Here is a 25,334-nt window from a genome sequence, read left to right on the forward strand (position 1 = left end):
TGCCGGGCGTCCTGGGGGCGCCCGGCCCGGTGCTGTCCGGAGGGCGAGACGTCGGTCCCGGGATGCGGACCAGGGCTGGAGTGCCGGGAATTGTGCGGGAACATGGAGGACAGGCCGATGGTTGAAACCCTGACAGCCTGACTCGCACCCAATCGAGGAGCCGACACGTGTCACTGCCACCGCTGGTCGAACCGGCCGCCGAGCTGACCATCGACGAGGTCCGCCGGTATTCGCGGCACCTGATCATTCCCGAGGTCGGGATGGCCGGCCAGAAGCGGCTGAAGAACGCCAAGGTCTTGGTCATCGGGGCCGGCGGTCTGGGCAGCCCGGCGCTGCTCTACCTGGCCGCGGCCGGCGTCGGCACCCTCGGCATCGTCGAGTTCGACACCGTCGACGAGTCGAACCTGCAGCGCCAGATCATCCACGGCCAGTCCGACGTCGGGAAGTCCAAGGCCCAGTCGGCCCGTGACTCGATCCTGGAGACGAACCCGAACACGAACGTCGTCCTGCACGAGGTGCGCCTCGACAACGACAACGTGTTCGAGATCTTCGAGCAGTACGACCTGATCGTCGACGGCACCGACAACTTCGCCACCCGGTACCTGGTGAACGACGCCGCTGTGCTGCTCGGCAAGCCGTACGTCTGGGGCTCGATCTTCCGCTTCGACGGCCAGGTCAGCGTGTTCTGGGCCGAGCACGGCCCCTGCTACCGCTGCCTCTACCCGGAGCCGCCGCCTCCTGGCATGGTCCCGTCGTGCGCCGAGGGTGGCGTGCTGGGCGTGCTGTGCGCCTCCGTCGGCGCGGCCCAGGTCACCGAGGCGATCAAGTTGCTGACGGGGATCGGCGACCCGTCGCTCGGCCGGCTGAACATCTACGAGGCCCTCGACCTGAACTGGCGCGCCCTGAAGGTTCGCAAGGACCCGAACTGCGCGATCTGCGGTGAGAACCCGACCGTCACCGAGCTGATCGACTACGAGAGCTTCTGCGGCGCGATCACCGAGGAAGCGGCCGACGCGGCCGTCGGCTCGACGATCTCGGTCAAGCAGCTGAGCGAGTGGATCAAGCTCAAGGACAACGGCGAGAAGGACTTCCAGCTGATCGACGTCCGCGAGCCGAACGAGTACGAGATCAACCGGATCCCGGGCTCGGTGCTGATCCCGAAGGCCGACTTCCAGACCGGTGTCGCCCTCGAGAAGCTGCCGCAGGACAAGCAACTGGTCTTCCACTGCAAGTCCGGTGTCCGCTCGGCCGAGGTGCTGGCCATCGTCAAGGGCGCGGGCTTCGCCGACGCGGTCCACGTCGGTGGCGGCGTCGTCGCGTGGGTCGACCAGATCGACCCGAGCCAGCCGGCGTACTGACGCGGAGAGGGCCGGCCAACCCCGGCCCTCTCGCACACCTCCGCCCCCGCCCAGCTCCCGGCTGCAGCTCAGAACGGCATGCGGCAGGTGGCGACTGCTTCGACGGCTGCGGAGTCGCCGGAGACGAGAGGTTCGTCGTCTCTGCCCGACAGCGTCCGCATGTAGCCGACGGCGTCGACGGCGGCGTGACCGACCGGCTCGCCCCTCCCCAGTCGGTAGGTCCCACCTCCCTGGCCGGTGAGCTCCACGTCGACCGCGGGACGATCGCCCCAGAACGGTCCGTCGATCACGTCGCGCATCACCTGCGCGATCATTTCCTCGCCGTACCGGCCGGCGTCGAACGGGCGGCCGAGTGCCTGGCAGATGTCGTCGCGGTGCATCCACAGGTCCCGGGAGAGCAGGATGTCCTGCACGTAGCCGAGATCCAGTGAGAAGCCCGGGTACTCGTCCACCGAGAAGCTCATCCGGCGAACCAGTCCGGGGTTCCGCAGGATCTTCCGGGTCGCCTTGGCCCAGACCTGGTCGAACGTACTGCGCAGTTCGTCCGGTGGTGTTCCGCGGTGCTCGTCGGCCTGCACCATCATGTGCCGGTCGAACTTCGGCTTGGTCGGGTACGCCCGCTTGGCCTTACGCATTCGGCGCGGGAACGACCAGGGGATGTTCACGTCCTCGGCCTGGCCGATCATGTGGCCCGCGATGTCGGCCACGTCCCACTCGTCGCAGACGGTACGGCGTTGCCACTCGCTCCCGTTGATGGACGCCAGCAGGTCGTGCCACGCCTCGAGTTCTGCGGCCCGGTGTTCCGCGCACTGCGGCCGGTCGGCCCGGCTGATGTCTGTTGCGAGTACTGCGGTCATGTCTTCTTCCCCCTGGATGGTGCGTAGTACTGGTAGAACATGTCGAGCGCGGTCGGCAGCAGCCGGACGAAGCGGCCGTCCTCGAAGGACGCATGCGGCTCGTTCGCCAACTGCTGCGAGACCAGACCGGACGTGATCGAGGTGTAGAGGGCGAGGCCCTCCTCGGTCGCGGCTTCCGGCCGTAGGTGTCCCTGATCGACGCCGGCCTGCAGATGCTGCCGCAGGTCCTCCAGCGTTTCTTGTGCCGGTGCGAACGCCTCCGGGCTCGGCTCGAAGCCCGGAACGGTCCGCCAGAACAGCAACTGCGAGTAGACGGGGTTCTCCATGCACCAGCGGCTGAACGCCGTCACCGCAATGATGTCGAGCTCGCGGATGTCGTCCGTGTCCGCCGCTGCGTTCGCCTCCAGCCGGGCCTCGCGGAAGAACTCGGCCCCGCGCTGGAAGAGCGCGTCGTAGATCGCCATCTTCGACGGGAAATACTGGTAGAGCGATGGTGGTTGCATGCCCAGCTGCCGGGCCACCGCGGACAGACTGAGGGAGGCGACCCCTTCGGCCTCCATCAGCTCGATGGCCGCCGTCAGGATCTCCTCGATCGTTTCCTGACGACGCCGGGTCCTGCGGTCCAGTCCAGCGCTGCTCATACCCTGAGGATTCTCTAATACCATTAGGGAAGTCAATGCCCTGTAGGGCACAGGTTCTGTCCCTGCGGACACGTACTGTCGGAGCATGTGCCGAAACATCACTGTGCTCCGGGGACTGGAGCCCGCCGCGACCTCCGAGGAGATCTACGCGGCCGCGCTGCAATACGTACGCAAGGTGACCGGCGTCGGATCGCTCAGCGCGACCACGCGGGAGCCGATCGAGCGCGCCGCGGCCGAGGTCGCGCGCATCACCGAGCAGCTCCTGGCCGAGATGCCGGATCGTCGCGTCCCACCGCAGACCGTGCCGCCCTTGCGCCGGCCCGAGGTGCGGGCACGCCTCGGTCTGGACTAGTTGGCCAGCTGCGGCAGGAAGGCCGCTATCGCGCTGACCGCCAGCGGTGCGAGGACGCTGAAGATCGTCAGCGGGTTGCGCAGTACGCCGATGTCCAGGTGCAGCAGGTGCTCGATCCGCTTGCGTTCCTCGAGCCATTCCGCGGTCGGTCGTGCGTCGGGTGGCATCGGGCAGATCCGTTCGGCGAGTTGCTGCGCGCGATTGCGCCAGGCCACAGCCAGCGGTACGCCGATGACCGCGAGGCCGACGGCGAACGTGGCGCCGTACAGGAGCACGTTCGCGGGCGGGAACTCGTCGGCGCGGTCGGGATGCGCGGCGACGAACGCACCGCGTAGTGCGCCGGCTGATGCGACGGCCGCGACCACGCCGATGGTGAAGGCGCCGACGCAGACCAGCAGGAGCTGCCACAGTCGCTCGAGCCGACGGATCGCCGGTGGGAAGAGTGCCGGGTTGTCGCTGCGATCCTCGAGCGCGTCCGCATAGTCGTTGACGTGCTGGCCGCCGGGCGGGCGGTCCTCACGGATCGACAGCTCGCGGCACTCGGAATGCGCCAGCCAGACGATCGTCAGCCACGGCGCTGTGGCGATGAGGCTCGCGATGAAAGGCACCAGTGTCCGGAAGTCCAGCTCGCGCACCGGCAGGTCGGGGAGCGCGCCGGACAACTGGAGTCGGTAGACAGACGCGATGAGACAACCGGCGATCGCGCACACCAGATAGCCGAGGATGCGCCGCCGTGGCGGATAGAAACCCCATCGGTAGGGGTGCTGGAGGACCCGCACCGCCTGGACGGTGAGCACGACGAACAAGGCCATCGCCGCGCCGGTCACCGCCAGCCAGACGTTCCAGGGAACGCCCCGCACAAACGCTTTGCTGTCCGCGGTCCCGTCCGACCCGGCAGCTCCGAGCAGGCCCGTGAACAAGAAGGCCAGCCCCAACACGATCATGCTGAGCAACGGCGGTGGCAGCTTCTCCCAGAACCTGTCCTCCGCCAGTTCCCGCGGCAGTTCCCCCAGCACCCCGGCCTCTTTTCGTTGTTCCTGCTCCCAGTGTCGCGGGGCCTGTCAGCTGGCTGCGACACCCATCGGCGCGCCGTTGTACTGTCGCCGGGGAAGCGTTTGCTTGTTTGACTGGAGGCCGGAATGCGATTCGCTGTCAAGACCAGGCCGGAACACACCACGTGGCAGCAGATGCGTGATGTGTGGGTCGCCGCGGACCAGTTGGAGATCTTCGAGTCCGCGTGGCACTGGGACCACTTCTATCCGCTCAGCGGCGACATGGCCGGGCCGAACCTGGAGGCCTGGACGACGCTGGCCGCACTCGCGCAGGCGACGTCGCGGATCCGGGTCGGCTGCCAGGTCAACGGAATGATCTACCGGCACCCGGCGGTCACCGCGAACATGGCGGCGACGACCGACATCATCTCGGGCGGCCGGCTCGAGCTCGGCCTGGGCGCAGGCTGGAACGAGATGGAGACCGCCGCCTACGGCATCCCGCTCTACCCGCTGAAGGAGCGTTTCGACCGCTTCGACGAGGGTGTCCAGGCGATCATCGCGCTGCTCACCGAGAAGTCCGCGAACTTCGACGGCAAGCACATCAAGCTCACCGACGCGTACTGCGAGCCGAAGGCCGTGCAGACCCCGCACCCGCCGATCGCCATCGGTGGCAAGGGTCCGAAGCGGACTCTGCGCGCGGTGGCCAAGTGGGCGCAGCACTGGAACGTCATTGTGGCGAGTCCGGAGGAGTGGAAGCCGCTCAAGGACATCCTCGTGCAGCACTGTGCGGACGTCGGGCGGGATGTCTCCGAGATCACGTGCTCGGTGAACATCCGGATCGATCCGGACCAGCCGCTCGACGTCGCGGTCGCCGCAGCAGCGGCGTACGGCGAAGCTGGCGTCGACCTCGCGGTGATGAACCTGCCGCTCGACGCGCCGCCGTCGGTGCTCGAGCCGCTGGCCAAGGCGCTGGCCCCACTGGCTTAAGTTGGATCTGTGGACAGGGACGAATACGTCGAGGCGGTGCTGCGGGCGGTGGAGTCGATCCCGCCGGGCAGCGTCGCGACGTACGGAGACATCGCCGAGTACGTCGGTCAGGGCGGGCCGCGGCAGGTCGGCGCGATCATGCGCGAGTACGGCGGCGGTGTGCCGTGGTGGCGGGTGATTCGGGCGTCCGGCGTACCGGCTGATGAGGTCGGCGACGAGCAGTTGCACAACCTGCGGTCCGACGGGGTGCGGGTGACCAACGGTCGGGTGAACCTGCGCGAGGTGCGCTGGGACCCGACGGACTAGGTCAAGGAACACCGGCGACGGTCGGCTCCGCCCCGAGCCTTGCGCCGCCGGTGCCGGGCGGCCGAGCCAGTCGTTGGGGTAACCGGCCCGGCCGCGCACGTGGTCGCCGTCCGACGGCGATTCACCCTTGTCGACAAGGATGATGCGACCGTAACCCGAAAAGTTGGGGTGTCCGTTTTTCGGGGCACCAACGGGATTGCCGGGGTGCCCGAACGGGATTGTCGGTGGGGTCTGGTGGGATGGGGCGATGGTCAGCAGACAGGGTTCCCGGTATCGGCTCGTTCGGGCCGAGGGACGGCCTGCGCAGACGCCGGTTCTGGATGCGGACCAGCAGGCTGTCGTCGATCATCCGGGTGGGCCGCTGCTGGTGCTCGCCGGGCCGGGGACCGGGAAGACGACCACGTTGGTGGAGGCTGTCGTCGACCGGGTGCGGAATCGTGGCCTCAGTCCGGACGAGGTGCTCGTGCTGACCTTCGGGCGGAAGGCGGCCACCGAGCTCCGGGACCGGATCACCGGGCGGCTCGGGAAGACGACTCGCGTGATGCCGTCGATGACGTTCCATTCCTTCTGCTACGCGTTGCTGCGACGGTTCACGCCGGCCGACGCGTTCGACGTACCGCTGCGGTTGCCGTCGGGTCCGGAGCAGTCGCTTCGGTTGAGCGAGGCGCTGTCCGGCAGCCGTGAGGTCGGTGCGGTGCATTGGCCGCGCAGCCTGCATCCGGCGTTGAAGACCCGCGGGTTCACCGACGAGGTGCAGGCCGTGATCGGCAAGGCGCGGCAGCTCGGGCTCGACCCGGAGGACCTGACCGCGATCGGGCGGTCGGCCGAGCGGGCCGAGTGGGTCGCGGTCGGTGACTTCTTCGAGGAGTACCTGCAGATCCTCGACCACGAGCAGGTGCTGGACTACTCCGAGCTGATCCATCGCGCGGTGATTTTGGCGCAGCAGCCGGCGGTGCAGGACAAGCTGCGGGCGGAGTTCAAGGCCGTCTTCGTGGATGAGTATCAGGACACTGATCCTGGTCAGACGATGTTGCTGCAGGCGATCGCGGGGGATGGGCGCGACCTGGTCGTGGTCGGCGATCCGGATCAGTCGATCTACACGTTCCGTGGTGCTGATGTGCGCGGGCTGCTGCGGTTCACCGAGGAGTTTCCGACGGTGTCGGGTGCGCCGGCGGAGCAGATTGCTCTGGCGACCACCCGCCGATTCGGTACGACGTTGCAGCGGGTCTCGCGCAATGTCGTGAACCGGCTCGGGGTGCCGGGGACACTGGATCGCGACACGTTCGACCGCTTCCGGAACCCGGATGCTTCGTCGTGTGTTTACGGTGCCGGGAAGGTCGAGGCGAATCTGTACTCGACCAGTGGTGCGGAGCTGGAGCACATCGCCGATCTGCTGCGGCGAGCGCATGTGCAGGACGGTGTCGGGTGGCACGAGATGGCGGTGCTGGTCCGGTCCGGGAGTCGGTCGATCCCGCCGCTGCGAAGGGCGCTTGCTGCTGCCGGGATCCCGGTTGATGTCGCTGGTGACGAGCTTCCGCTGTCGCGCGAGCCCGCCGTACGGCCGATGTTGTTGGCGCTGCGGGCGGTGGCGGATCCGGTCACGCTGACGGTTGATGTCGTGCGGGCGCTGGCGTTGTCGCCGTTGGGGGCGATGGATGCGGGGCAGTTGCGGCGGTTGGCGCGGGTGCTGCGGAAGCGCGATCGGGAGGCGGCTGATGGGCAGCGGCTGCCTAAGTCGTCGGATGAGCTGCTGCGGGATGCGTTGCTGAACCCGTTGCTGCTGGATGAGCAGGCCTCCCCGGCCGAGGCGCGGTTCGCGGCGCTGGGGGAGAGGTTGCTCAAGGCAAGGAATATCGTGAACGCCGGCGCGGCGCCGGACGAGGTGATGTGGTCGCTGTGGTCGGAGTCGCCGTGGTTGCGGCGGCTGCGCGGCCAGGCGCACTCCGGCGGTGAGACAGCGCGGGCGGCGAACCGGGATCTGGATTCGCTGTGTGCGTTGTTCGATGCGGCCGGTCGGGCCGAGGAGCAGATCGGGTTCAAGGGTGTTTCGGCGTTCCTGAGTGAGCTCGAGTCGCTGGACATCGCGGGGGACAACCGGTTCGACGGGACGTATCGCGAGGCCGGTGTGCAGTTGATGACCGCGCACCGGTCGAAGGGTCTGCAGTGGCGGCTCGTCGTGGTGGCCGGTGTGCAGGAGGGGCAGTGGCCGGACCTGCGGCGGCGTGGGTCGCTGCTGGAGCCGGATCGGCTCGGGCGAGATGGATTGGTGGATCCGCTGTCGGCTGGTGCGTTGCTGGCCGAGGAGCGGCGGTTGTTCTATGTCGCGATCACGCGGGCGCGTGAGCGGTTGATTGTGACTGCGGTGCAAGCGCCGGAGGCGGATGGGGATCAGCCGTCGCGGTTCCTGGGTGAGTTGGACATTCCTTTGAAGCTGGTGGCCGGGCGGCCGCGGCGACCGTTGTCGCTGCCTGGGCTCGTTGCGGATCTGCGGTGCGTGCTGGCTGATCCCGCGTCCTCGCCTGCCTTGAAGCGGGTTGCCGCCGACCGGCTCGCGCAGTTGGCCGATGCGGTCGACGACCGCGAGCAGGCGCTAGTGCCGACCGCGGATCCGGGGCGCTGGTGGGGTGTGCGCGAGCGGACCAAGTCGGAGCGCCCGATCGCGGACCCGGACCTGCCGGTGCCGTTGTCGGGGAGTGCATTGACAACGATCGTGGACTGCCCGCTGCGCTGGTTCCTGACCCGCCGCGCGGGTGGTGAAACCCCGAGTACGTCGGCAATCGGCTTCGGGCAGGTGTTGCACACGCTCGCCGACGCCGTAGCCACCGGCACGCTGCCCCCATCGGCCGACGAACTGAACGGCTGGCTCGACAAGGTCTGGACCCAACTCGACTTCGAATCCGCATGGATCTCCGACCGCGAACGCGTAGAAGCCGAACAAGCCCTCCGCCGCTTCGTCGCCTGGCACCAGGGCCGCCCCGAACGCACGCTGGTCGGGACCGAGGTCGAGTTCGACGTACTGCTTCCTGATGCCGACCAACCCGCCGTACGGGTCAAAGGCCGGATGGACCGCGTCGAAACCGACGGCGAAGGCACCATCCGCGTCGTCGACCTCAAGACCGGCCGCAACCTCCCCACCAAACCCGCCCTGGCCCGCCACGTCCAACTAGCCATCTACCAACGAGCCATCGCCTCCCGCCAAGTAGCCGCCGCCGGCCCCGAAGCAGTAGCCGGCGGAGCCGAACTAGTCCAACTCCGCCACGACGACAGCGGCTTCCCCAAAGTCCAACACCAAGCTCCGTTGGAACCCGATGAAGACGGCAAGACCTGGCTCGACGAAGCCGTAGAAGACGCCGAACAAATGGTCCGCACCGAACACTTCACCGCCCAACGCAACGACGGCTGCAACCGCTGCGAAGCCAAACCCCTCTGCCCCATCCAGCCAGAGGGAAGAGAAGTCGTCTAATGCCCCCACCCAACAGCCGCCCCGCCAACCACCACATGCCCCCGGCAATCCACCCCACCCACCACATGTGTCTCGCCAACCGCCACGCCCGATCTGCCAACCACCACACTCACCGCGCGCCCCGCCACGTGCACTCCGCCAACCACCACACCCACCGCGCGCCCCGCCACGTGCATTCCGCCGACCACCTCACCCGCCCCGGCAGCACCCACGCCCGCCCCGCCCACCACCGCACCCGCGCCGCCGACCAACACGTGTTTGTCTCCTCCGCTGCGCTGCACCCCACCGGTTGCGGCTGCCTATGCGGAGCCCCCTCTCGAACCACACTCTCCGCTCACCTCCTCTCGATTTCTCGCACCGCCTTCCCATTCACCACCTCAGCCGACGACGGGAGTTGTTGTTGATGACCGCCGTGAAACTGCAGACGACTGCTGAGTTGTGCGATCTACTCGGGATTCCGTTTAGTGATCAGCAGTTGGCGGCGATCACCGCGCCACTCGCACCGGGGGTGATTGTGGCGGGGGCCGGGTCGGGGAAGACGACGGCTATGGCGGCTCGGGTGGTTTGGTTGATCTGCACCGGGCAGGTGAAGCCGGAAGAAGTGCTGGGGCTGACGTTCACGAAGAAGGCTGCGAACGAGCTGGATGTGCGGATCCGCGAGGACCTGACGAAGGCCGGCGTACTGGGCTCGACCCTGCCACCGGATCAGCATCCGATTCTGGCCGCCCACCTCCGGAGCAACGTGCCCAACTGGGAGCCTGAGGAACCAGGCGAGCCGGTCGTGTCGACGTACCACGCCTTCGCGGGCACGTTGATTGCTGAGCACGGGTTGCGGCTTGGGCTGGAGCCGGATGCTCGGGTGCTGGCTGACGCGACCAGGTTCCAGCTGGCGGGTCGGGTGGTACGGCGTTCCTCCGGACCAATCAGGTTTGCATCGCATCACGTGCCCACGCTGGTCAACAGCCTGCTGTCGCTCGACGGTGAGCTCGCGGACCACCTGCTGCGGGCGGACGCCGTACGCGATCATGACGAGGCGGTTCGGCAGGAGGTTGCCGCGGCGCGGAAGCAGACGGTTGAGGTCAAGAAGCTGGCCGAGACTGCGTTGAAGCGTGGCGAGATCCTGCAGTTGGTTGAGGAGTACCAGGCCTACAAGGGCGAGCGCGGTGTCGTCGACTTCGCCGACCAGATGGCGTTGGGTGCGCGACTGGCCGAGGAGTGTCCGGAGGTCGCGGTCGCCGAACGCGCGCGGTACAAGGTCGTGCTGCTCGACGAGTACCAGGACACGTCGGTCTCGCAGCGCCGGATGCTCACCGCACTCTTCGCCGGCCCCGACGGTCGCGGTCATCCCGTCACCGCGGTCGGTGACCCCTGTCAGGCGATCTACGGCTGGCGTGGCGCCTCGGTGGCCAACCTCGACGAGTTCCCCGAACACTTCCCGAACGGCGACGGCACCCCGGCCCACCGCTATGTGCTCAGCGTCAACCGCCGCTGCGGCAGCCGCATCCTCGCCGCCGCCAACCAGCACGCCGCCGAGCTGTACGAGCAGCACCCCGGCGTGATCCCGCTCGAAGCGCCCGCCGATGCGCCGGAGGGCGCGATCACCGTCGGCCTGTTCGAGACACGTTCGCAGGAGATCGAGTGGGTCGCCGACGCGATCGTCGCCGCGCACCGGACGCCGAACCGGCGCTGGAAGGACATCGGCATCCTGATGCGGACCAACGTCGACCTGAGCGCGGTCCACGAGGCCCTGATCGCGCGCAAGGTCCCGGTCGAGGTGGTCGGTCTCGGCGGGCTGCTCGCGCTGCCCGAGGTCGTCGACGTGGTCGCCACCCTGCAGGCCGTCAACGACCTCACCGCGAACGCCGCCATGCTCCGCATCCTCACCGGACCGCGGTACCGGATCGGCCACCGCGACCTTGCCTTGCTGGCGAATCGCTCCCGCTCCCTCGCCGACACCGGCGCCCGCCCGACCGCCGACGACCTCGTCGCCGCCCTCGATGCCGCCGTCGCTGGGATGGACTCGACCGAGGTCATCTCGCTGGCCGAAGCGGTCGACGATCCGGGCTCAGAAGCCTGGGGCTACTCGGCCGAGGCGCTGATCCGGTTCAAGGAACTGTCCACTGAGCTCCGCGAGTTGCGGGCCCACGCCGGTGAGCCGCTCCTCGACTTGGTACGACGAGTGATCGCCACCATCGGCCTCGATGTCGAGCTGACCGCCACTCCGGATCATCTCGACTCCGGCCGCCGAGACCACCTGGCCGCGTTCCTCGATGCCGTCGGCAACTTTGTCTCCACCGAGTCGGACGGTTCACTCGACGGCCTGCTCGCCTACCTCGCGGCCGAGGAGGAATACGCCGCCGGCCTGGACCTCGCCGTACCGAGCGAGGCGGACTCGGTGAAGCTGCTCACCACGCACCGGTCCAAAGGTCTGGAGTGGCCGATCGTCTTCGTACCGACCCTGGTGCAGAAGGTGTTCCCGTCTGATCGCGGCCGCGACAAGTGGACGACCAACGCGAAGGTCCTGCCGTGGCCGCTGCGCGGTGACGCCGCCACGCTGCCCGACTTCCACGACCTGTCGAACGCGGGCCTGAAGGCGTTCGCCGACGAGTGCAAGGAGGTCAACTCCCTCGAGGAGCGCCGCCTCGGGTACGTCGCCTTCACCCGCGCGAAGGAGATCCTGGTAGCCACCGGCCACTGGTGGGGTCCCACGCAGAAGCGCCCGCGCGGCCCGTCGTCGTACCTGGAGACACTGAAGAAGCACGCCGGCGAGCGAGTGATCGCCTGGGCTTCGCAGCCCGACCTCGATCAGGAGAACCCGGAGCTCGCCGAGGCAACCACGGCCCCCTGGCCGGCGCCGTACGACGCCGATGCCTACCGACTGCGGTTGGAGGCGGCCGGCCTGGTGCAGCAGTCGCGCTCCGAGGGTCCTTCGACCGACGCCGAGGAGTCGCTGCTGCTCGACGAGCAAGCGCTGGTCGCCCGCTGGGACTCCGAGATCGAGAGATTGTTGTCAGAGGCAAGGGAGAGCCGAAGCCGCAAGGCGTACGACGTGACGCTCCCGACCGCCCTGTCCGCCACCCAGGTGATGCGCCTGGCCAAGGACCCCGACGGTCTCGCCTCCGAACTCGCCCGCCCGATGCCCCGCAAACCCAACCGCGCCGCCCGTTTCGGTACCCGCTTCCACGCCTGGGTCGAGTCCTACTTCGGCCAGCAACTCCTGATCGACCCCGACGACCTCCCCGGCGCAGCCGACGAAGACATCGTCGACGACACCGACCTCACCGACCTGATGGAAGCCTTCCGCACCGGCCCCTACGGCGAAACCTCCCCCTACGAAATCGAAGCCCCCTTCGCCCTGGCCCTCGGCGGCCGCACCATCCGAGGCCGCATCGACGCCGTCTACCAAGTAGTCCGCCCCGACGGCTCCCGCGGCTACGACGTAGTCGACTGGAAAACCAGCCGCTCCGAATCCGCCGACCCCCTCCAGCTAGCCATCTACCGAGTCGCCTGGTCCGAACTGATGAACATCCCCCTCCCCTCAGTAGGAGCAGCCTTCTACTACGTCCGAACCGCCGACATCATCCGCCCGGAGAGCCTCCCCAACAAACAACAACTCACCGAACTACTGAACGGCTAGTACTCGAGCAGCTCAGCCGGCACGATCCGTACGGGGTAAGGAAGCTCGGCTTCGAACACCTCGTCGTCCTTGAACACCCGGTCCACGAACTGCCCGTTCTTCAGCTCAAGCACCACCAGGACAGCGTCTTCCGGCTCGAAGATCCAGTAGGACTGGACGCCGTGCGCCTCGTACAGGAGACGCTTCCGCATCACATCCTGGTGTCGCGTCGACGGCGAGGCTACCTCGACTGCCAGGAGCAACGGGCGTTGAACGCCCTGCGGTCCGACATCCTGGCGATGGCAGACCAGCACGTCCGGTTGAAGCGAGGTAGGGCCGCCGGGGCGGTAGTCGAAGGGTGCGAAGTAGACCAGCAGCTCTGGTGTGCGAGCTGCGCGGAGCAACGTGTAGAGGTTGCCCGCCGCCGTCTGATGGATGGGACGTGGAGCGGGATTCACCAGGACCCGCCCGTCCAGCAGTTCGCGCCACTCCCCGTCGTCGGGCAGTGCGTCGAACTCGGCCAGTGTGAGCCTCGGCTCGATGGTCTCCACGGACACAATGGTGCCTCCTTCTCGGTCACAGAACCAGCATGTTGGGTTCAGACGAGTGCACGCCCCGCTCCAGCTGGTTCAGCTCGGCTGGGACGATCTGGACCGGGAACGGCCGCGTTGCGTCGAACACCTCGTCGTCCCTGAACGTCCGCTCCGTGTACAGCCCGTTCTGTAGCTCCAGCACCGTCAGCACGCGGTCCTCCGGCTCGAAGATCCAGTACGACGGCAGGCCGGCCTCCTGGTAGACCTGCCGCTTCAGATGCCGGTCGATCAGCCCGGTGTGCGGCGAGATGATCTCGACCACCAGCAGGGGATCTTGCGTGTATGCCTGGTTCGTGTCGTCGGGTGAGAGCACGAACAGGTCAGGTTGGAGCGATCGCACCGCGGTTGGGCTGTAGTCGTACGGTCCTGGAAGGACCTCCGGCCCCGGCGGGCAAGCCTTTGTGAGGGTGAGCATCAGATTTCTCAGTGCACGTTGATGATTGACGCTTGGTGCCGGGGTAACGAACAGCACTCCGTCGATGATTTCGTGTCGTTTGCCGTTGTCCGGGGTGGTGTCCAGGTACGCAAGCGTGTACGGGTCTGAGCCGTACGGCGCTGTCGGTGTTTCAGGCATACGACCAGCATGCCGGTGGGCGCGGGGTGCTTTGGGCCGTTTCGGCTATCTGCCCCTGGAAACCCCTGGAAACCCCGTGATCTGCCCCGGATGACCCGCGGGATGTCGTGAGGGATTCCCTCGAATGCCCCGGTTGGTGGTTAGGCGAAGGCGGGGAACGGGGGTGGGGTGGGGGAGTTGGCGATGTAGGTGGGGGAGGTGGTGAGGAGGGTGAAGGCGTCCCAGAGGGCTAGGCCCTCTTCGGGGGTTACGGGGGCGGCGAGGATGGCGCCTTGGAGGAGGATTTGGTCGCCTTGCAGGAGGACGGGGACTGAGGCGCCGGGGGTGGTGGGGCGGAGGGCGTCGAGTTGGTCCATCTGGTGGGTGATGGGGGTGTCCCACGAGGGGGAGTCGGCGTGGGGGAGCCAGGAGGCGTCCAGGCCGGCGGCTGTTAGGGACTCGGCCAGTACGGCGGGGGTCGGGGCCTGCGGCGGTCCCGGGGTGAAGACGCGGGACGCCCATTCGACGTACAGGCGCGAGATGTCGGCGTACCGGTCCTCGGCGGCGAGGGCCATGAAGACGCGCATCACGCGGAGGGACTGCTGGCTGGTCTCGTTGGCGATGGCGGCGATGAAGTCGGGGAGGCCGGCGGACTGGGTTTCGCCGTTGCGGAGCCAGAGGCTGTAGGGCTGGAGGCGGAGGGTGAGGCCGCGCTCGGGGGCGACGGCGGTGAGCCAGCGGACGGTGAGCCAGCTCCAAGGGCAGGCCGGGTCGGCGGCGAGTACCAAGTTGTTCATCAGATGACCTCTCTATTCGTCATAGTAGGACTATGATCAACAGAGTGCTAGATTCCTTCCGTGGCTGTCAAGGAGGAATCGCATCGGGCCCGGCAGGCGCAGGAGACGAAGGCGCAGGTGGCGCGGGCCGCGCGGGAGCTGTTCGCCGAGCAGGGGTACGTCGTGACGACGGTCGCGGCGATCTCGGAGGCGGCCCGGATTCCGGCGCAGACGATCTACTCGGCGTTCGGGAACAAGCCGGCGATCCTGGGTGAGATCGCGAAGATGTGGATCGCCGAGGCGGACACCCGCCGACTGGCGACGGAGTCGCTGGCGATCGACGACCCGGCTGAGCGGTTGCGCAGCGCGGCGCATTGGCAGACACGGCAGTTCGAGACCGGTATCGACGTGATCCGGATCTACCAGGAGGCCGCGCGGGCCGACGCCCGGATGGCCACGGAGATGCAGCGCGTCTGGGCGTCTCGGGAGCACGAGCTCGAGCTGTTCCTGCAGTCCTTCGGCGACCAGCTCGTCGACCGCGCGCTGGACCTCTTCCTGGCCTGTACGGCGACCGAGATCTACCAACTGCTCGTCCTCGACCGCCACTGGCCGGTCGCGGACTACGAGAACTGGCTGGGCGAGACCCTGATCGCGCAGCTGCTCACCTGACAGGCGGATCTGGCGGGTAGCCCGCGCGGCGGATGTGCGGCAACCGACGGGTTACTTACGTTAAGGGCATGCTGATTGCCGAGGACCTGCTGCTTCTGCTGTACGACGACGAGACCGGGAAGCCGATCGTCGGGTCGCCGAAACTGGAATACGCCCTCGGTGGTGCGCTGCTGATCGAGCTGACCACGCTCGGGAAGATGGACATCACCGCCAAGGGTGATGGGGAGCGCCCGGGACGGTTGAAGGTGCTGGACACCTCGTCGACCGGTGACGCGATCCTGGACGACCGGCTCGCCTACGCGGTCAGCAAGGCTGGGAAGAAGCCGAAGGACATCCTGAGTGGCCTCTCGAAGAAGGTGCGCGACCAGTTGCTGGCTCGGCTGGCCGAGCGCGGCATTCTGGAGGCTGACGAGGGCAAGGTGCTCGGACTGTTTCCGGTCACCCGCTGGCCGGCTAAGGACGCGCAGCACGAGGGTGAGGTGCGGGCCGCGCTGGGGAGCGTGCTGAAGGTCGGCACGATGCCTGACGAGCGGACCGGCGCTCTGATCGCGCTGCTGAGCGCACTGGACGTCGTACCGAAGGTGATCACGGACTCGGTCGACAAGCGGCAGCTTCGCGCTCGTGCCAAGGTGATCGCCGACTCCGACTGGGCTGCGGCTGCGGTCAAGAAGGCGGTTGCTGAGATGCAGAGTGCGATCACGGCAGCCATCGTGGTGTCGGCGACCGCCGGTAGTGCTGGGAGCAGCTAGCGGAGCCGGGCTTTGATCTCCGGCTTGAGGACCTTGCCGACCTTGGAGCGCGGCAGGTCCGCCCAGACCAGCACCTCCTTGGGCGCCTTGACGCTGCCGATCCGTGCCTTCGCGAACGCGATCAGCTCGGCCGGATCGGCGGCGGCGCCCGCGTGAAGCTGGACGACGGCCACGACGCGTTCGCCCCACTTCTCGTCCGGGCGGCCGATGACTGCACAATCCTGTACTGCGTCATGACTCATCAATACTTGCTCAACTTCAGTCGAGTACACATTGAATCCACCAGTGATGATCATGTCCTTGGCTCGATCAACAATGTACAAGTAGTTGTCCGCGTCGAGATACCCGATGTCCCCGGTGTGGTGCCACCCGTACGCCGATGCTGTCGCCGTCGCTTCGGCATCGCGGTAGTACCCGCGCATCACGAGTGAGCCCCGAACCACGATCTCGCCGCGCTCACCGGTTGGGAGCAACTGTCCGTCCGGCGACATGATCGCCGTGGTGACCAATGCTGACGGCCGCCCCGCCGACGCCAGCCGCTCGCGCGCAATGTTGCCTGCGGCATCGAAGTGGTCGGCCGGCGGCAGGATCGAGATCATCATCGGCGCCTCGGTCTGACCGAACAGCTGGGCCATCACCGGACCGATCCGCCGCAACGCCTCCTCCAGTCGGGCCACCGACATCGGTGCGGCGCCGTACCAGAAGCAGCGCAGTGACGAGAGGTCTGTGCTGTCCAGCTCCTCCGCTGCGAGCACCATGTAAATCAACGTGGGCGGGAGGAAGGTGTGCGTCACTCCGCGCTCGGGGATGAGCTTGAGAAACGCATGGACGTCCGGTGTGCGCATGATGACGATCTCGCCGCCAGATGCGAGCACCGGGAAGCAGAGCACGCCGGCTGCGTGGGTGAGCGGCGCAAGCGCCAGGTAGACCGGCCGGACGCCAAAGGGATAGCCCATCAGTGTCAGAGCTGTCATGGTCTCGAGATTGGTGGTTGTGAGCATGACGCCCTTGGGCTGTCCAGTGGTGCCACCAGTGCCGACGATCAGTGCCAGTTGCTCTGGCTCGTGCAGGTCCGGCTGGGACACGCCCCCGCAGAACGCGTCCCAGCCGGAGTTCGGATCGGCATCCAGGCACACGAAGGTGTGGACCTTCGGTAGCGCATCCCGGATCCGATCCACCAGTGGCGCGAACGCCGACTGGTAGATCAGCACTTCACAGTCGAACCGGTCGAGCAGTTCCCGGTTCTCGGCGGCCTCGTTGCGTGGATTGATCGGGCACCAGACGGCGCCGGCCCGGCTGATCCCGAACACGCAACTGAACGCGATCGGGTCGTTGGCGGACAGGATCGCCACCTTGCCGCCGGGCCGGACACCGCGTGCCGCCAGTCCACTTGCGATCCGGTACGACAGGTCCTGGACATCGGCATACGTGAGCGTCTCGCCGTCGGTGGTCAGGCAGGGCCTGTCCGCTCCGAGTGAGGCGCCCTTGTCCAGGTAGTCGACCAGTCGCATGGCGGTCTCTTAACTCACCACGGTCAGCTGCGGCTCCGCGACCAGCCCGAAGCTGCGCAGTACGCCGAGCAGTTCGCGGTGACCGAAGGCCTGACAGCCACTGGCGAAGCCGACGCGTTTCGGCGGCGTCTGCAGCAGTGAGTACGCCGCATAGGCCTGTAGCAAGCCGGTCTGCTGGTAGTTGCTGTTGCCGTGGATCACACAGTGCGCCCGCCCGAGCGGACCGGAGGCGTGCACCGAGTCGAGGGACTTGTTGACGCGCGGGTTCTCCCTTGGCGGCATCTGGTCCATCACTTGGCGTGCGGTCGCGGTCAGTGCGACATCGCGGTCTTCCGGAGTCATGTCCTTCGTGGCTTCCAGTGCGGCTGCCACGATCTGCGGTACGCCGTTCATCAGCGCAGCGTTGAAGACACCACCCTGGGCTTTCACGTTGGCGACCCGGGGGTCCCGCTTGAACCAGACCGGGTGCGACGTGCCACCCCACGGCAGTGACAGCGCCAACTCATGCTGACCCGGTACGACGAGTGGAACGAGCCCCTGCTCGGGGAATTCGACGTACGCGTTCTGCTCGAGGAAGTGTGCCTTCGACGTCGCAGCGTTCACCAGAATCGTGCGTGTCGAGGCGATGGTCGGGCTGCCGCCCCAGAACACCGCGATGTCCAGGGTGTCGAGTCCCGGCTGCTCAAGACAGAGCTGTGCGGCGATTTCACCGGTCGTGTACATCTGAGCGATACCAGGGGCCAGCAACAGACCTGCCTCGGCGAAGCGTGCGCCGTACACGTCGTCGCAGGTGATCAGCCAGTCCTGCTCACCTGTTGTGTCGGTGTAGTGCGCACCTGCCGCGAGTGCTGCCTCGACGGCTGCAGGGCCGAGCTCACTGAACGGTCCGACCGTATTGAGTACTACCGACGCGCCTTTGAACAGATCGGTGAGTGCTGACACCTCATGGTCGACAGTGGCGATCTCGTAGTCGGCTGTCTCGATGCCGGCCACATTCGACGCCATCGACGATGTGAGCTTCTCCTCGCTGCGGCCGGCGGCCACGAACGGGACGTGGTACTGGCGGAGGTACTCGCACACCAGGCGGCCGGTGTAACCGGAAGCGCCGTACACAACGACAGGTCGCATGGGTCACATCCCCATTCCGCCGTCGACCGGCAGACCGATGCCGGTGATGAACCGGGCCTCGTTCGACGCCAGGAAGACGACTGCGTCAGCCATGTCGGACACCTCACCGAGCCGGCCGGCCGGGGTCAGTCCGATGACCGCACCGACCGCCTCCTCCGGGGAGCCGAACAGTCCGAGTTCGGCGACGTCGTTCGCCAGACCGGCACCCATCGCGGTCGGGACGAGTCCGGGGTAGATGCAGTTCACGCGGACGCCGTACCCGAGCTTGCCGGACTCCATCGCCGCGACGCGGGTGAGGCGGTCGACCGCGGACTTGGTGGCCGAGTAGACCGCGATGCCGGGGAAGGCGATGGTGGCGGCGACCGAAGCGATGTTGATGATCGCACCGCCCTGGCCGGCCAGGCCGTCCGGACGCATCGTGCGCAGACCGCACTTGATCCCCAGCGTGGTCCCGAGAATGTTCACGTCGAGCATCCGGCGGATCTGGTCCGCGGTGACCTCGGTGAGCAGGCTGGTGATCTCGATCCCGGCGTTGTTCACCAGGATGTCCAGACCGCCGAGTACGTCGTTGGCTGCGACGACCGCGTTCTCCCAGCTGCCCTCGTCGGTCACGTCGTGCGCGACGAACCCGTTGCCGGCGCCGTACTCGCTGTCGAGGGCGTCGGCGACCGCCGCGCCCGCGTCCTTCTGCAGGTCGGCGACGACAACCTTGGCGCCGGCCGCGGCCAGTGCCTTGGCCATACCTTCGCCCAGTCCCTGGGCCCCGCCGGTGACGAGGGCCTTCCGGCCGGAGAGATCGAGTCCGCCCATCGGTGACTCCTTTGCTCGAGTGGCTGCGGAGGGTGATTGGTGCCCAACTCTGGACCGTCCTTTGACAGTCGTCAAGACTTTGCTTGACACTTGTCAAGAAACCGAGCCGGGTAGGCTGACGCAACCATCCGCGACGACAGGAGGGGCGATGAGCTCAGCAGCAGACGTCACCCCAACGGGCCGGCCTGTCCGGATACCCGGGATCGACAAGATCGAGCGCCGCCGGATCGCACTGGCCGAGTCCGCGCTGAAGACCCTGGGCGAGCTCGGCTACGCCCGCACCAGCCTGCGCGAGATCGCCAACAACTCCGAGTTCACGCATGGCGTCGTGCACTACTACTTCCGCGACAAGATCGACCTGATCAGCTACTGCGTGCGCTACTACAAGACCAAGTGCGCCCGGCGGTACGACGAGGTCGTGGAGACTGCCACCACCGCCGACGAGCTCGGTGCGGGGTTCCTGGCCAAGCTGACGCAGACTCTGGTCGAAGAGACACCCATGCATCGTCTCTGGTACGACCTGCGCGCCCAGAGCATGTTCGAGGATCAGCTGCGCGCAGATGTGGTCGCGATCGACCAGCTGCTGGAAGAGATGATCTGGCGGATCCTGAGCCGGTACGCCGAACTGGTCGGAGGCGAACCGTCGGTCGACGCAGCAACGGCGTACGCGCTGATGGACGGTCTGTTCGAGCAGGCGGTGGTCGGCTACGCGGATGACCCGGCCGGTGCGCCGGAGCGCTTGGTCCACCGCGTCAGCCAGATTCTGCCGAAGCTCATCACGACCTGAGGACGCTCTAGGCTGCGTGCCGTGATTGTGAAGCGGGTGCGGTCGGAGCCGGGCGGTCTGGTCGATCTGGAGTTCACCGCGGAGGGGTGGACGGCTACGCCGATTTTCGGCCGCCGGATGGACCCCTCGCTGTGGTGCGTGGTCGTGATGGCCGGTGCGCTCGTGCTGGCGTGGCTGGTCGGTAAGGCCGGTCTCAGCGGGCTGCGTACGGCGTTCCTGGTCGTGGCGGCGTTAGGGCTGATCGCTGCGGTGATCCTGGTGGCAGCGGATCGGGTGGGTGACCTGCTCGGCGTCGCCTCGATGACGACGCGGGCGCTGGCCCGGCGGCGGCTTCGCCGAGAGGCCAAGGGGATCACCGACGACCTGATGGAGATCGTCCCGTGGCCTGAGTTCGTTCCGGCGGCTCGGGTGCAGCAGGCGCGAGTGATTCGGGAGGTGCGCGGAACCGCCGTCGAGTTGATGCTCGACGACGGTTCCATCAGACGCTACCTACGCAGGCGAGCCGGGCTGGTCGAGCCCTTCCAGCAGCTGCTGGGGGAGCGGATGAGTCATTCCGCCTGACAGGCGGTCTTGCACAGCTTGTCGGTCACCGTCAGGTGCACACCGGGCTCCTCGGTGTCCGCTTCGGCCGCGTAGTTCACCAGCCAGTCGCCTGCGGTCATCTCCGCGGTCGACTTGCCCTTCTGCGCGCCGAACCAGGAGGTGATGTCCTGCGGCTGGCTGATGTGAGCTACCTCGAGCACCTTCGGCAGGACCTTGGCGATCTCAGCAGCTGCCGTGTCGGCCGGCCCACTGGCGTTCACGGACACCACGGGTGGCCGCGGGTGGTCGCCGTTCAGGATTGAGACCGATGCGGCGCCCGACGTACAGAGGGCGTACGCCTCGTCGGTGCCGCACTTGAAGCCGGCGCTGGTCAGCCCAGCGACCACTGCGGTCGCTTTGACCGGCGTCAGTGCCTCAGGGGCCTGCGTAGGCGTGGACGACGAGGGTGCGGACGACGGAGTCCCGGGGTTCGCGGCGGGCTCGTTCGAGGAGCAGGCGGTGAGCAGCAGGAGGGCGGCGATGGCGGTGGCCGCGCTCCTGGTCCGGCTCAGACCGGCACCTCGATCGCAGCATCGAGGGCGATCGTGATCATCTCGGAGAACGTCGTCTGCCGCTCCTCGGCCGACGTGACCTCCTTGGTGATCAGGTGGTCCGACACCGTCATGATGCCGAGCGCGCGGCGGCCGAACTTGGCGGCCAGCGTGTAGAGCGCCGCGGCTTCCATCTCGATCCCCAGTACGCCGTACTCCGCGGTCCGCGAGACCAGGTCCGGGCGGTCGTTGTAGAACAGGTCACCGGAGAACACCTGGCCGACGTGCACGTTCAGCCCGGCCGCCTCGGCGGCGTCCACCGCGGCGCGCAGCAGCTGGTAGTCGGCGGTCGGCGCGTAGTCGATGCCGTGGAAGCGCAGCCGGTTCATCTGCGAGTCGGTGCTCGCGGACATCGCCACGATCACGTCCCGGACCCGCACGTCCTCGGTCAGCGCACCGCACGTGCCGACCCGGATCAGGGTCTGTACGTCGTACTCCGCGAACAGCTCGTTCGCGTAGATGGAGGCGGACGCCTGGCCCATTCCGGAGCCCTGCACGGAGATCTGCTCACCCTTGTAGGTGCCGGTGAATCCGAACATGTTCCGGACCTCGGTGTAGCAGATCACGTCGGACAGGTAGGTCTCCGCGATCCACTTGGCCCGGAGCGGATCACCGGGGAACAGGACCCGCGGTGCGATCTGCCCGGGTTCGGCGGCGATGTGAATACTCATGCCGGGATGCTCTCATGCGACCGGGATATGTTGAGTTACGTGGCCTACTCGATTGCTCCTGGTTCGCTGACCCTGTCCCGGTCCGTTCTGGACCGCGCTGCCGACCGGCGGCGCGACGACGACTGGCTGGAGAAGGCGTGGGCCGCCCCGGACACGCAGGTGGTGCTGGTGGCCGGTGACAAGCTCCAGGTGACCGCGGACCGGTCCGCACTGGAGCTGATCGCGCCGGCCGAGGCTCCCGAGGGAGTCCGGCTCTTCCTGGGCATCGACCGCGAGTCAGGTGCCGGTCAGACCGCCGACGGGCGCGCAGTGTTCGCCGTACTGGTCCCAGATGAGGCAGACGAGTCGTATGCCGGTCTGCGGGAGATGGGTGCGGTGCTGGGCGACCGGGAGGCCGGTATCGCGGTCCACGTGGTCGGACTGGTCAACTGGCACGCCGTGAACACTCACTGCGCGAACTGTGGTGAGCACACCGTGGTGACGGAGGCCGGGCACGTCCGGGACTGCCCCAACTGCGGCACGCGCCACTTCCCGCGGAGCGACCCGGCGATCATCGTGCTGGTCACCGACGACCAGGACCGGGCCCTGCTCGGGCGCAATGCGGCCTGGCCGGAGGGGCGGTACTCGACACTGGCCGGGTTCGTCGAGCCGGGGGAGTCGCTGGAGAACGCCGTACGGCGTGAGGTGCTCGAGGAGTCCGGGGTGATCGTCGGGCCGGAGGTCGACTACGCCGGGAGTCAGCCGTGGCCGCTGCCGTCGAGTCTGATGCTCGGGTTCTACGCGAAGGCGACCGGTACCGACATCGAGGTGGACGGTGACGAGATCTCCGACGCCCGGTGGTTCACCCGGGAGGACCTCCGTGCGCTGGTCGAAGCCGGCACGATGGCCCTCCCGGGCAACATCTCGATCAGCCGCCGTCTGATCGAGGGATGGTACGGCGAGGAGCTCACCGGAAGCTGGTGAGCCCCGCCCCTAGCGCCGTCCCACGTTCGAGATGGCTGCGGCGAACCGGATCAGGATTCCTTCCCAATACTCCACCTGGCCCGCGGCCTCGAGCTGGCGGAGCTTCCGGTCCACTGCGACCACGTAGGCGCCGTGGCTGGGCCACTGCGCCTCGGCGTCCGGCAGCACGTCGGTGAGTGTGCAGCCGTACTCCAGATGGCGGTTCAGCACGTGACTGTTGATGTTGCCGGTCCAGACGTTGGTCCGGAGGTCCGACTTGGGACACGGGTCGACCGGTGGTTTGTACGACGCCAGGTTGGTCGGAATGGTCCAGCCGTCCAGGCGCAGCAGCGAGTAGTACGTGCCGTCCGGTCCTTCCGTGAGCCGGTTGAGGCCGTGGTCGCGGAGGATGGTCGACGTCCCGCTCAGACCGTCCAGGACGAACAGCCGGCCACCGGAGACGCCGTACAGGTAGCCGTCGCGCCAGGACAGCGCACCGTCGTGACCGGTGAGGCGTCCGGAGAAGACCGTGTACGTGCGCAGGATCGCACCGGTGGTCTTGTTGGCGACGAACACGTTGCCGTCCGCGAGACCCCAGATGTTGCCGTCCGGTCCGATGGTCAGCTCGTTGATGCTGGCCGCACCCGGCACCGGTACGACGTCTGCCGTCACCGCGCCAGTTGTCGGGTCCACCTTGACCAGGTGCGCCTCAGTGGCCCGGGGCTCGGTGCCTTGACCACCTTCGATGGCGGATCCGGCCCACACGTCGGTGCCGACCGGGAGCAGGCTGGCGATCGACTGGTCGGTCACCAGGTTCCGATAGACCTTGAACGTGTTGCTGGGTACGTCGTACACGGTGATCGCGCCGCCGTATTCGCCGTACCCGGGAGTCGTGCCGACGTACACGCTGTTGCCGGACGGTACGACGGCGAACGGGCGGTTCTGGTGGTCACTGTCGACCAGGCTGAACACGACCTTCGGATTGGTCGTGCTCTCCGGCAGAGCGGTGTCCCAGAGCTGCAGTCGGCCGTACGGGTAGATGCCGACCCACATCTTGCTGCCAGGGCCCCAGTTCCAACCCTCGACCTGTCCCTGGCGTGCAGTGACAGTGGCCTTGCCGGTAGCGGGGTCGTAGTACGACGTGGAGCCGTTCAAGTAGGCGTTGACGTACACCCGGCCCGTAGCTGGGTCAGCGATCGTGTGCTGGAGTGCCACGGGTACGTACTGGAACGGTGAGCTCCACTGCGCGAGTGTGCGGGCCACGGGGTCGTAGCGGAACGTTCCGCCGGAGTAGTTGCCGGTCAGGCCGTAGAGGATCTGCTGGCCGTTCTCGGTCACCCAGCCGTAGCCGATGGCTGCTCCACGCGTCATCCGGATCGGTGGATTCGTCACTGTGCCGACGGTGTTGGTGTCGAGGTCGTAGCGCATCAGATTGAGCGTGGTCGCGGTGGTGAAGTACACGCCGCCCGGACCGCCGCCAGAGACGCCACGTGCTGCCAGTGGATAGGTCAGGACCAGACCGCCGGTCGCGGCGTCGGTGAACTTGACCTGCTCGAAGGTGACCGCGTCGACGACCGTCAGCTTGCCGCTGACGTTCGCGAACACCCGTCCGCTCGCATAGTCGAGGTCGACGATCTCTCCACCGACCAGGCTCGCCGGAGTCACATTCTGGACCGTTCCGGTGGCCAGGTCGATGCGGAGCAGCTTGGCGACCGGTGTGGAGATGCCGACGAACAGTGCGTTGTGGTCGGGGTCGTAGACAGTCGACCGCGCGTACTGCTCCACCGGGTCGAGTGAGCCGTAGTCGGTGACCTGTGCGGTGGTGGCGTCGTACTTGAAGGCGTGTGCGTTCGGATACGTGCCGCCGAAGACGTTGCCGTTCCCATCGGCGGTGAGGCCGTAGATGAACGACTCACCGATGATCGGGCGGCCCAGGTCGGTGACCACGGCCGTCACCGGGTCGAAGCGATAGAGGTGGGCATTCGGATAGGTGCCGACGTACAGCCTGCCGTCGCTGGCGACGACGATCCCCCAGGCGCCGGCTGCACCCGGCAGCGGCACGGTGTGCAGGAGCTGACGGCTGTGGACGTCGACGACGTTCAGATTGGCGTTCTCACCGGCCGGTACGGCGTACACGACGTCGCGGCCGTCCGGAGTGCGACCGACGGTCCCCTCCATCACGGTGAGCGAACTGATCGGCGCACCGAGGTTGGTGATCGGATCGGGGGCGAGCGTGCGCCCGATGGCATCGGGGCGTTCCGGCCCGACCTCGGACGGCCACGGGTCAGGTCGCCCGGTGGGTGGAGCGGCGCCGGTGGCCGTGGTGAACAAACCACTGAATACGGCCAGGACCGCTAAGAACAGGACAGGTCGGAAGAGACGACGCGGAATCATGGCGGATCTCCCTGCGGCGTAGTTCCTTCGAAGGTAAAACGGCCAT

23 protein-coding genes are annotated in these 25,334 nt (G+C 67.4%); 11 read left to right on the forward strand and 12 right to left on the reverse strand.

Annotation, left to right across the window (positions count from 1 at the left end; all coding sequences use genetic code 11):
• Positions 1–167 precede the first annotated feature (167 nt).
• Positions 168–1,358, forward strand: a complete 1,191-nt coding sequence (gene moeZ / locus ACFTSF_RS41255; protein ID WP_380161027.1) for an adenylyltransferase/sulfurtransferase MoeZ — start codon at positions 168–170, stop codon at positions 1,356–1,358.
• A 68-nt stretch (positions 1,359–1,426) separates the two neighbouring features.
• Here the strand turns inward: moeZ and ACFTSF_RS41260 are convergent, their stop codons facing one another.
• The gene (locus tag ACFTSF_RS41260; protein ID WP_380161029.1) at positions 1,427–2,215 is read right to left on the reverse strand and encodes a maleylpyruvate isomerase family mycothiol-dependent enzyme; all 789 of its coding nucleotides are present in this window, start codon (positions 2,213–2,215) and stop codon (positions 1,427–1,429) included.
• Positions 2,212–2,856: a TetR/AcrR family transcriptional regulator gene (locus tag ACFTSF_RS41265; protein ID WP_380161030.1), complete on the reverse strand. Its 645-nt coding sequence runs from the start codon at positions 2,854–2,856 to the stop codon at positions 2,212–2,214. Before ACFTSF_RS41265 ends, ACFTSF_RS41260 begins: the two co-directional genes overlap by 4 nt.
• 85 nt (positions 2,857–2,941) lie before the next feature.
• Here ACFTSF_RS41265 and ACFTSF_RS41270 point away from each other — a divergent pair, with 85 nt between their 5' ends.
• Positions 2,942–3,208 (forward strand): DUF2277 domain-containing protein, encoded by a 267-nt coding sequence (locus tag ACFTSF_RS41270; RefSeq protein WP_344143675.1) that lies wholly within the window; start codon positions 2,942–2,944, stop codon positions 3,206–3,208.
• On the opposite strand, the gene ACFTSF_RS41275 is transcribed toward ACFTSF_RS41270, so the two are convergent.
• On the reverse strand, positions 3,205–4,224 hold the full coding sequence (locus tag ACFTSF_RS41275) for a hypothetical protein (RefSeq protein ID WP_380161032.1): 1,020 nt from the start codon (positions 4,222–4,224) through the stop codon (positions 3,205–3,207). The genes ACFTSF_RS41270 and ACFTSF_RS41275 overlap by 4 nt on opposite strands.
• 123 nt (positions 4,225–4,347) lie before the next feature.
• Here ACFTSF_RS41275 and ACFTSF_RS41280 point away from each other — a divergent pair, with 123 nt between their 5' ends.
• The 4 genes from ACFTSF_RS41280 (at position 4,348) to ACFTSF_RS41295 (ending at position 12,593) form a co-directional block, all read left to right on the forward strand.
• Complete coding sequence (locus ACFTSF_RS41280; RefSeq protein ID WP_380161034.1) at positions 4,348–5,187, forward strand: TIGR03560 family F420-dependent LLM class oxidoreductase; 840 nt, start codon at positions 4,348–4,350, stop codon at positions 5,185–5,187.
• A gap of 9 nt (positions 5,188–5,196) precedes the next feature.
• Positions 5,197–5,493 (forward strand): MGMT family protein, encoded by a 297-nt coding sequence (locus ACFTSF_RS41285; protein WP_344143681.1) that lies wholly within the window; start codon positions 5,197–5,199, stop codon positions 5,491–5,493.
• Positions 5,494–5,740: 247 nt separating this feature from the next.
• Positions 5,741–8,956, forward strand: a complete 3,216-nt coding sequence (locus ACFTSF_RS41290; protein WP_380161036.1) for an ATP-dependent helicase — start codon at positions 5,741–5,743, stop codon at positions 8,954–8,956.
• A 403-nt stretch (positions 8,957–9,359) separates the two neighbouring features.
• On the forward strand, positions 9,360–12,593 hold the full coding sequence (locus ACFTSF_RS41295) for a UvrD-helicase domain-containing protein (protein ID WP_380161038.1): 3,234 nt from the start codon (positions 9,360–9,362) through the stop codon (positions 12,591–12,593).
• Here ACFTSF_RS41295 and ACFTSF_RS41300 read toward each other — a convergent pair.
• The 3 genes from ACFTSF_RS41300 to ACFTSF_RS41310 form a co-directional block, all read right to left on the reverse strand.
• Positions 12,590–13,123 (reverse strand): Uma2 family endonuclease, encoded by a 534-nt coding sequence (locus ACFTSF_RS41300; protein WP_380161040.1) that lies wholly within the window; start codon positions 13,121–13,123, stop codon positions 12,590–12,592. The two genes, ACFTSF_RS41295 and ACFTSF_RS41300, sit on opposite strands and share 4 nt — an antisense overlap.
• Positions 13,124–13,148: 25 nt before the next feature.
• Positions 13,149–13,739: a Uma2 family endonuclease gene (locus ACFTSF_RS41305; RefSeq protein WP_380161042.1), complete on the reverse strand. Its 591-nt coding sequence runs from the start codon at positions 13,737–13,739 to the stop codon at positions 13,149–13,151.
• Between the two features lie 140 nt (positions 13,740–13,879).
• The gene (locus tag ACFTSF_RS41310; RefSeq protein ID WP_380161044.1) at positions 13,880–14,515 is read right to left on the reverse strand and encodes a hypothetical protein; all 636 of its coding nucleotides are present in this window, start codon (positions 14,513–14,515) and stop codon (positions 13,880–13,882) included.
• 60 nt (positions 14,516–14,575) lie between these two features.
• Between ACFTSF_RS41310 and ACFTSF_RS41315 the strand changes: the two genes are divergently transcribed.
• Positions 14,576–15,163, forward strand: coding sequence for a TetR/AcrR family transcriptional regulator (locus ACFTSF_RS41315; RefSeq protein WP_380161046.1), 588 nt, complete (start codon positions 14,576–14,578; stop codon positions 15,161–15,163).
• Positions 15,164–15,231: 68 nt separating this feature from the next.
• Complete coding sequence (locus ACFTSF_RS41320) at positions 15,232–15,912, forward strand: GPP34 family phosphoprotein (RefSeq protein ID WP_380161048.1); 681 nt, start codon at positions 15,232–15,234, stop codon at positions 15,910–15,912.
• Here the strand turns inward: ACFTSF_RS41320 and ACFTSF_RS41325 are convergent.
• Genes ACFTSF_RS41325 through ACFTSF_RS41335 form a run of 3 tightly spaced genes read right to left on the reverse strand, consistent with a single transcriptional unit; the run spans position 15,909 to position 19,361 of the window.
• On the reverse strand, positions 15,909–17,423 hold the full coding sequence (locus ACFTSF_RS41325; protein ID WP_380161050.1) for an AMP-binding protein: 1,515 nt from the start codon (positions 17,421–17,423) through the stop codon (positions 15,909–15,911). The two genes, ACFTSF_RS41320 and ACFTSF_RS41325, sit on opposite strands and share 4 nt — an antisense overlap.
• A gap of 9 nt (positions 17,424–17,432) precedes the next feature.
• Positions 17,433–18,551, reverse strand: a complete 1,119-nt coding sequence (locus ACFTSF_RS41330; RefSeq protein ID WP_380161053.1) for a DUF5938 domain-containing protein — start codon at positions 18,549–18,551, stop codon at positions 17,433–17,435.
• Positions 18,552–18,554: 3 nt separating this feature from the next.
• A complete protein-coding gene (locus ACFTSF_RS41335; protein ID WP_380161055.1) occupies positions 18,555–19,361 on the reverse strand; it encodes an SDR family NAD(P)-dependent oxidoreductase in 807 nt (268 codons plus the stop codon).
• A 148-nt stretch (positions 19,362–19,509) separates the two neighbouring features.
• On the opposite strand from ACFTSF_RS41335, the gene ACFTSF_RS41340 reads away from it, so the two are divergent.
• Positions 19,510–20,148, forward strand: a complete 639-nt coding sequence (locus ACFTSF_RS41340; RefSeq protein ID WP_344143706.1) for a TetR/AcrR family transcriptional regulator — start codon at positions 19,510–19,512, stop codon at positions 20,146–20,148.
• 21 nt (positions 20,149–20,169) lie between these two features.
• The gene (locus tag ACFTSF_RS41345) at positions 20,170–20,709 is read left to right on the forward strand and encodes a hypothetical protein (protein WP_380161057.1); all 540 of its coding nucleotides are present in this window, start codon (positions 20,170–20,172) and stop codon (positions 20,707–20,709) included.
• Here ACFTSF_RS41345 and ACFTSF_RS41350 read toward each other — a convergent pair.
• Positions 20,697–21,077, reverse strand: a complete 381-nt coding sequence (locus ACFTSF_RS41350) for a hypothetical protein (protein ID WP_344143712.1) — start codon at positions 21,075–21,077, stop codon at positions 20,697–20,699. The genes ACFTSF_RS41345 and ACFTSF_RS41350 overlap by 13 nt on opposite strands.
• A gap of 161 nt (positions 21,078–21,238) precedes the next feature.
• Positions 21,239–21,952, reverse strand: coding sequence for a purine-nucleoside phosphorylase (deoD, locus tag ACFTSF_RS41355; RefSeq protein ID WP_344143714.1), 714 nt, complete (start codon positions 21,950–21,952; stop codon positions 21,239–21,241).
• A gap of 39 nt (positions 21,953–21,991) precedes the next feature.
• On the opposite strand from deoD, the gene nudC reads away from it, so the two are divergent.
• Positions 21,992–22,915 carry an NAD(+) diphosphatase gene (nudC, locus tag ACFTSF_RS41360; RefSeq protein WP_380161060.1) on the forward strand — a complete coding sequence of 308 codons (924 nt, stop codon included), beginning with the start codon at positions 21,992–21,994 and terminating at the stop codon, positions 22,913–22,915.
• A gap of 9 nt (positions 22,916–22,924) precedes the next feature.
• On the opposite strand, the gene ACFTSF_RS41365 is transcribed toward nudC, so the two are convergent.
• Positions 22,925–25,288, reverse strand: coding sequence for a hypothetical protein (locus ACFTSF_RS41365; protein WP_380161062.1), 2,364 nt, complete (start codon positions 25,286–25,288; stop codon positions 22,925–22,927).
• Between the last annotated feature and the right edge of the window lie 46 nt (positions 25,289–25,334).

It is taken from the genome of Kribbella sp. NPDC056951 (assembly GCF_042674205.1).
In the GTDB taxonomy this organism is placed as follows: Bacteria; Actinomycetota; Actinomycetes; order Propionibacteriales; family Kribbellaceae; genus Kribbella; species Kribbella yunnanensis.

What these genes read in the sequence shown, in the direction of transcription:
- ACFTSF_RS41260 (WP_380161029.1), bottom strand. Translation starts at nt 2,215, where the DNA reads ATGACCGCAGTACTCGCAACAGACATCAGCCGGGCCGACCGGCCGCAG.
- ACFTSF_RS41265 (WP_380161030.1), bottom strand. Translation starts at nt 2,856, where the DNA reads ATGAGCAGCGCTGGACTGGACCGCAGGACCCGGCGTCGTCAGGAAACG.
- ACFTSF_RS41270 (WP_344143675.1), top strand. Translation starts at nt 2,942, where the DNA reads ATGTGCCGAAACATCACTGTGCTCCGGGGACTGGAGCCCGCCGCGACC.
- ACFTSF_RS41280 (WP_380161034.1), top strand. Translation starts at nt 4,348, where the DNA reads ATGCGATTCGCTGTCAAGACCAGGCCGGAACACACCACGTGGCAGCAG.
- ACFTSF_RS41290 (WP_380161036.1), top strand. Translation starts at nt 5,741, where the DNA reads ATGGTCAGCAGACAGGGTTCCCGGTATCGGCTCGTTCGGGCCGAGGGA.
- ACFTSF_RS41295 (WP_380161038.1), top strand. Translation starts at nt 9,360, where the DNA reads ATGACCGCCGTGAAACTGCAGACGACTGCTGAGTTGTGCGATCTACTC.
- ACFTSF_RS41305 (WP_380161042.1), bottom strand. Translation starts at nt 13,739, where the DNA reads ATGCCTGAAACACCGACAGCGCCGTACGGCTCAGACCCGTACACGCTT.
- ACFTSF_RS41310 (WP_380161044.1), bottom strand. Translation starts at nt 14,515, where the DNA reads ATGAACAACTTGGTACTCGCCGCCGACCCGGCCTGCCCTTGGAGCTGG.
- ACFTSF_RS41320 (WP_380161048.1), top strand. Translation starts at nt 15,232, where the DNA reads ATGCTGATTGCCGAGGACCTGCTGCTTCTGCTGTACGACGACGAGACC.
- ACFTSF_RS41325 (WP_380161050.1), bottom strand. Translation starts at nt 17,423, where the DNA reads ATGCGACTGGTCGACTACCTGGACAAGGGCGCCTCACTCGGAGCGGAC.
- ACFTSF_RS41330 (WP_380161053.1), bottom strand. Translation starts at nt 18,551, where the DNA reads ATGCGACCTGTCGTTGTGTACGGCGCTTCCGGTTACACCGGCCGCCTG.
- ACFTSF_RS41335 (WP_380161055.1), bottom strand. Translation starts at nt 19,361, where the DNA reads ATGGGCGGACTCGATCTCTCCGGCCGGAAGGCCCTCGTCACCGGCGGG.
- ACFTSF_RS41340 (WP_344143706.1), top strand. Translation starts at nt 19,510, where the DNA reads ATGAGCTCAGCAGCAGACGTCACCCCAACGGGCCGGCCTGTCCGGATA.
- deoD (WP_344143714.1), bottom strand. Translation starts at nt 21,952, where the DNA reads ATGAGTATTCACATCGCCGCCGAACCCGGGCAGATCGCACCGCGGGTC.
- ACFTSF_RS41365 (WP_380161062.1), bottom strand. Translation starts at nt 25,288, where the DNA reads ATGATTCCGCGTCGTCTCTTCCGACCTGTCCTGTTCTTAGCGGTCCTG.